The following is a 5,516-nucleotide window of genomic DNA, read 5'->3' on the forward strand; positions in this document are numbered from 1 at the left end:
TTACGAAAGGTGTTCGTATAAAATCAGAAGATATTCAGGCTTTACAAGCTAGTGGCACCTTAGTTATTACTGAGCTTGAAGACATTCAATCAAAGGGTTCGCATATAAACTTTATTGCTACAAAAGAATCAAAATTAGGGTTTGAATTAAATCAGAAAGCAGCAACTAACTCCGGATTTAAAGTAGCCGGATCTTTGGCAGGCTTAGCCGCAAAAACTTACTAGCTAGTAGGCAGAAGAAGATACAGATTAGATTTTACTTTGTGGTTTGAGTTAAGGCTTCGGCAGGGACATCGCTTCACGCATTGTCTTATGCTGAAGTCTTTCTCGTTTAAAAGGGTAAAGGGTTGAAGGTTGCCATTACCTTTCACCCTGTACCCTCTACTTTTCTACCTCTCAAATCGCTCGGTTCAGATCAAACTGCTCTAGATAATCAGCTACTCGTCTTACAAATAATCCCCCCAAAGCACCATCTACTACTCGGTGATCGTAAGAGTGGGAAAGATACATTTTATGGCGAATCGCAATGGCATCTCCCGAAGGTGTTTCAATAACGCTAGGTTTCTTGATGATAGTTCCTACTGCCAAGATAGCTACTTGCGGTTGCATAATAATTGGAGTACCCAACGTATTTCCGAAAGAACCAATGTTTGATAAAGTATATGTACCGTTAGAAAGATTATCAGCACTAAGCTGATTGTTGCGAGCTTTTTCTGCTAAACTATTCACTTGCTTAATTAGCCCTAGCAAGCTTAGCTGATCGGCATTCTTAACAACTGGTACAATCAGATTACCGTTGGATAGAGCCACCGCTATTCCTACATTAATGTTTTTCCGCTTAATAATTTTGTCGCCATCCACCGAAATATTAATCATAGGATAGTCTTTCAATGCTTTGGCAACAGCTTCTACGAAAATTGGAGTAAATGTTAGCTTTTCGCCTTCCCGCTTTTCAAATTCTTGCTTCATTTTATTGCGCCAAAGAACTACATCTGTCACATCAGCCTCTACAAAGGAAGTTACGTGCGCTGAGATACGCTGGGAATCCAGCATTCGACCGGCAATCATCTTTCGCATCCGATCCATTGCAATTACCTCATCGCCTTCTTGAGATGTTACTGGAACTGAAGACGCTTGTACCGGCTGATTGGAAGTAGAATGTCCGTTACCCGACTGCTTATGCTTTATATAGTTTAGAATATCTTTTTTAGTGACCCTGCCCTCTTTACCGCTACCTTCAATTTGCTCTAACTCGGCTACTGAAATACCTTCCTCCCGTGCAATATTTTTTACTAAAGGCGAGTAAAAACGAGTAGTCTCGGTTTTAGGAGTAGCCCGACTGCTTTTAACTATCGCCGAAGTTGGTTCTTGCGCCGCCATAGCTCCTTCTTCCTCGGCTACAATAACTGTTGAGCTCTCTTTCTCAGCTTCGCCGTTTGCTTGTTCAATGATGGCGATAGGTTTGCCTACCTGAGCGACATCCCCCTCCTGAATAAGAATTTTCTGAAGGATGCCCCCGTGAGTAGCAGGAACCTCAGTATCTACTTTATCAGTAGCTACTTCTAGAATAGATTCATCTTCATCAACTGTATCCCCTTCCTTTTTTAACCACTGTAACACAGTAGCTTCCATAATACTTTCACCCATTGCGGGTAAGACCATTTCTACCGTTGCCATACTACTAATTGAAATATGATAATTGACCCCGGTGCAAGACTGAGGTTGACAATTGAAAGTGAGCTAATTGCTGATTATTAGCTTTCTGTGTATGAAATTGATATTGACCAAGTTTGCAATACTACTGTTAACAAAAAACAAAGTTACACTATTAGCTAGGGTTCGCAATAGCATTTTCGGTAGCAATACGAAGCATATTGAGCGCTACTACGGTACTTCTTTTAATATTTACCAAACGGTCTTTAGAAAGACTTATTTTTTTAGCGACAATTTCCTGGGGGCTAGCCACTGCAATCCAAATTGTTCCGACCGGTTTTTCGGGAGTGCCGCCACCTGGGCCAGCAATGCCACTGATCGCCACACTAAAGTCACTTTGTAGTAGTTTTTTAACTCCTTTAGCCATCGCTCGCACCGTTGCTTCACTCACTGCCCCATTTTGAACTAAAGTTTCTTTGGAAACATCCAGTAAACTTGTTTTTAAATTATTGCTGTAAGCAACTACCCCTCCTTGAAAATAACGAGAACTACCCAAAATACTAGTAATGGTATGGGCTAAAAAACCTCCGGTGCAACTTTCGGCCACTGCCAGCGTTTTTCCCTCCTTAGCTAGAATCTCTCCCACCGCTTCTTCCAGTGAAATATCACCATAACCAAAAATATATTTTTCGATGATTGGCACCACTTTTTGTACCTGTTCAGCCACATCGTCTTCTAGTTGTAGGCGATTCGTTCCAACTGCCGTTAACCGTAGTTTTACTCGACCAAAACTAGGAAGGTAAGCTAACCGGATGTGCGATGGCAGGTTATCTTCCCAAGACTCAATTTGTTCGGCCAGCCACGACTCCCCAATCCCTACCGTCTGAATCATCTGATGATAGATAACCGGCAAAGCAAAGGTCGCCTTCAACTTGGGCAAGATGCTTTTTTCCATCATCGTTTCCATTTCGTAAGGGACACCAGGCATAGAAACGTATACTTTATCATCTTGCTCAAACCACATGCCGGGCGCGGTTCCCATTGTGTTAGTAATTACCGTACAACCCTGGGGAACCAACGCCTGAGCATTGTTTAGTGCATTCATGGATAAATTTCGCTTAGAAAATAACGCTCGAATATGTGCTAATACTTCTTGGTCTTCTACTAAGGAAGTATTAAAGTAGTCGGCTAGGGTTTTTTTGGTAATATCGTCCTTAGTGGGGCCTAAACCACCGGTAATTAATATAATATCCGCTCGTTGCGAGGCTTCATCTAAGGCTTTAACTATTTCTTCTCGTTGATCACCTACCGCCACTTTCCGTATAATTTTGACCCCAATAATATTGAGTTGCTTTCCCATCCAGTGGGTGTTGGTATCTAGGGTTTGTCCGTACAGAATTTCGTCACCAATGGTGATTACTTCAGCCCAAATTGGTTTCATAGCAGTAATGGAATAATATTTGAATCACTAAATTAGTCGTAGAATAAAGAACATGTTAGCGGGTTTTGTTCTTTTAGTTTGTAAGCATTTTACCAGAAGGTGAATCTAAGGTAGATAATCACTCATATATTTCAGACCACAAATCCATGAGAATCAACGTAAGAACTACACTATTGCTTTTAGGGCTAGCCGCCACCATGGCTTGCGACACCCTAAACCAAGTTTTAAACGATATGAATACCGGGGCTGGCGGGTTAACTACTAGTCAAATTACGGCGGGACTAAAAGAAGCCTTAAAGACTGGGGCCCGTTTTGCCGGAAGTAATGCTTCTCAACAGAACGGTTACCTAAACAATCCTATAACCGACATTCGGATACTGATGCCTCCGGAGCTGAGAAAAGTTGAGCGGAATATTCGAAAAATTCCTCTGGTAGGTGATAAAGTAGTGAACGAATTTGTGGAGGCAATGAATCGGGGAGCCGAGCAGGCTGCCAAAGAAGCCGCCCCTATTTTTGTAAAAGCAATTACTTCTATGACGATCAGCGATGCCGCTAACATTCTGCGAGGCGATAGCACGGCGGCCACTAATTATTTAAAACGTACTACTACTGCTAATCTGGAGCAAGCCTTTCGGCCCGTTATCAAGAAAGCTCTCGATCAGGTGAAGGCCACCAGGTACTACGACGGCCTGAAAGACGCCATCAGCACGTATAACCGTACTCCCTTGGTCAGTGATATCAACGTAAATGTTCGGGAGTTACCCGAGTTGGAAGATTATGCCACCGACAAAGCCTTGGAAGGTTTGTTTACGTTGGTTTCTATTGAGGAAAAGAAAATTCGGCGCGATCCATATTCTTACAGCCAATCCATTATTCGTCAGGTATTTGGTAGCCAGAAAAGTGGACTATAACAAAAAATAGAATGTTGGAAGATTGAAAAATTATAAATTTTGTTTAGTAGTCACTGCATCTTACTAGTTTCGGTCTTCTAATTGCCTACCTCACCCTTTTCTCTTCTATCAAATTATTAACAAAGGCTGTTTTTTCTTTTCAGTATTGCTCAGTATCTTTATCCGGCAAATAACGCTAGATTATTTGCCATGAATAACCCTTCTGATAAATTCCTGTACGAAGCACTCACTTACGATGATGTGCTGCTCGTACCCCATTATTCTGAAGTTCTTCCCCGCGAAACCGATACTTCAACTTTTCTGACCAAAAAAATTCGGCTGAATGTACCGCTGGTTTCCGCCGCGATGGATACCGTTACCGAAAGCGACTTAGCCATTGCCGTGGCACTGGCTGGTGGCTTAGGATTTATCCACAAAAATATGTCAATTGAGTCTCAGGCTCATCAAGTACGCAAGGTGAAACGTTCGCAAAGCGGGATGATTCTTGATCCGATTACGCTGAATAAAGGAGCTACTGTAGCCGATGCTCGCAATATTATGCGAGAAAATAAAATAGGTGGCATTCCGGTGGTAGATAGCGAAGAAAAACTAATCGGGATTATAACGAACCGTGATCTACGTTTTCTCAAAGACTCCTTTCAACCAGTACAGGAGGTAATGACACGAAAAAATCTAGTAACCGCCAAACCAGGCGTAGGTTTAGAAGAGGCTGAAGATATTCTTCAGGAGCATAAAATTGAGAAACTTCCTATTGTAGATGATAGCGGTCGCCTAACTGGGCTTATTACGTATAAAGATATTTTAAAAAACAAAGATCGGCCTAACGCCTGTAAAGACGAGTTTGGTCGTCTGCGGGTGGGAGCCGCTGTAGGGGTTACTCCTGATATTACTGAGCGAGTGGAGATGCTCAAAAATGCTGGAGTCGATATCATCAGCGTGGATACGGCCCACGGTCATTCTAAAGGAGTAATTGATGCGTGCACAGCTGTAAAGCGCAAATTCCCTGAGTTAGATGTGGTAGTAGGAAATATCGCTACCGCCGAGGCAGCTAAAGCACTGATAAGGGCGGGAGCTGATGCCCTTAAAGTGGGAGTCGGCCCCGGAAGCATCTGTACTACCCGTATTATTGCCGGGGTTGGTGTTCCGCAACTTTCGGCGGTTTACGAAGCGGCTAAAGCGGCCCAAGGTTCGGGTATTCCAGTGATTGCCGACGGAGGCATCCGCTTTTCCGGTGATGTGGTGAAAGCCATTGTAGCCGGAGCCAACTGCGTGATGATTGGCTCACTACTGGCCGGTACCGACGAAGCCCCGGGCGAAGTGATTCTGTACGAAGGGCGAAAATTTAAATCGTACCGCGGTATGGGCTCAATTGAGGCAATGGAAGAAGGCTCTAAAGATCGCTATTTCCAAGATGCTGAAGATGATGTTAAAAAACTAGTTCCTGAGGGTATTGTAGGCCGGGTACCTTATAAAGGGTTGGTAGAAGAAGTATTGTACCAAATAGAAGGCGGG

5 protein-coding genes are annotated in these 5,516 nt (G+C 43.2%); 3 read left to right on the forward strand and 2 right to left on the reverse strand.

Annotated elements, in window-relative coordinates; translation table 11 throughout:
- On the forward strand, positions 1 to 224 hold a 224-nt coding region (locus tag WBA23_RS17725), incomplete at its 5' end, for a YfiR family protein (protein ID WP_424583620.1).
- 171 nt (positions 225 to 395) lie between these two features.
- Here the strand turns inward: WBA23_RS17725 and WBA23_RS17730 are convergent.
- Positions 396 to 1,676 carry a dihydrolipoamide acetyltransferase family protein gene (locus tag WBA23_RS17730; protein WP_424583621.1) on the reverse strand — a complete coding sequence of 427 codons (1,281 nt, stop codon included), beginning with the start codon at positions 1,674 to 1,676 and terminating at the stop codon, positions 396 to 398.
- 151 nt (positions 1,677 to 1,827) lie between these two features.
- Positions 1,828 to 3,093, reverse strand: a complete 1,266-nt coding sequence (locus WBA23_RS17735) for a competence/damage-inducible protein A (protein WP_424583622.1) — start codon at positions 3,091 to 3,093, stop codon at positions 1,828 to 1,830.
- 146 nt (positions 3,094 to 3,239) lie between these two features.
- Here WBA23_RS17735 and WBA23_RS17740 point away from each other — a divergent pair, with 146 nt between their 5' ends.
- Positions 3,240 to 4,004 carry a DUF4197 domain-containing protein gene (locus WBA23_RS17740; protein ID WP_424583623.1) on the forward strand — a complete coding sequence of 255 codons (765 nt, stop codon included), beginning with the start codon at positions 3,240 to 3,242 and terminating at the stop codon, positions 4,002 to 4,004.
- A 189-nt stretch (positions 4,005 to 4,193) separates the two neighbouring features.
- A partial coding sequence (gene guaB, locus WBA23_RS17745) for an IMP dehydrogenase (RefSeq protein ID WP_424583624.1) occupies positions 4,194 to 5,516 on the forward strand: 1,323 nt, incomplete at its 3' end.

The sequence above is a fragment of the Tunicatimonas sp. genome, assembly GCF_049647865.1.
Lineage (GTDB): Bacteria > Bacteroidota > Bacteroidia > Cytophagales > Cyclobacteriaceae > Tunicatimonas.

Coding starts and splice junctions, on each gene's coding strand:
- WBA23_RS17730 (WP_424583621.1), bottom strand. CDS start 1,676: ATGGCAACGGTAGAAATGGTCTTACCCGCAATGGGTGAAAGTATTATG.
- WBA23_RS17735 (WP_424583622.1), bottom strand. CDS start 3,093: ATGAAACCAATTTGGGCTGAAGTAATCACCATTGGTGACGAAATTCTG.
- WBA23_RS17740 (WP_424583623.1), top strand. CDS start 3,240: ATGAGAATCAACGTAAGAACTACACTATTGCTTTTAGGGCTAGCCGCC.